The 527-nt window shown below is 45.4% G+C and carries 1 protein-coding gene; it reads right to left on the bottom strand.

Annotated features, from left to right (window positions below; genetic code table 11):
• On the bottom strand, positions 1 to 527 hold a 527-nt coding region (locus CS369_RS22545), incomplete at both ends, for an IS110 family transposase (protein WP_196908785.1).

The following is a 527-nucleotide window of genomic DNA, read 5'->3' as shown; positions in this document are numbered from 1 at the left end:
TTGAGATGAAAGTAAGCTGGCAGTAATAGGCCCGACACCTGGAATTGTCATAATGCGTTGAGCGGTATCATCAGTTTTAATTGACTGATTTAACGCTGATTCCAGCTCAGCTATTTGCGCAACAAGGTAAAGGTAGTGGGCATGTAACTTCATGAGTAACCGACTCAGATATTCGGGGATTTCGTGCTCAGAAAGCACCAGAGATAGCCGTTTTATTACAGCGTTTCCAATTGGCAAGCTGATTCCAAACTCCAACAGAAAGCCATGGAGCTGGTTGGTGGTTTTCACTTTATCTCTGATAAGTGATTCTCTGACCCGATGCAGCGCTCGCATTGCTTGCTGAATCTCTGTTCTCGGCTGCACGAAACGCATTGATGGTCGTGACGCAGCTTCGCAAATCGCTTCCGCATCAACAAAATCATTTTTATTACTTTTGACAAAAGGACGTACAAATTGCGGAGAAATGAGCTTTGCTTCATGACCGATATCGCTAATGCGTCGCGCCATAAAATGCGCACCTGCGCAAG

Source organism: Candidatus Symbiopectobacterium sp. 'North America' (genome assembly GCF_015762685.1).
Classification (GTDB): Bacteria; Pseudomonadota; Gammaproteobacteria; order Enterobacterales; family Enterobacteriaceae; genus Symbiopectobacterium.
This window is presented reverse-complemented; position numbering and strand designations above follow the sequence as displayed.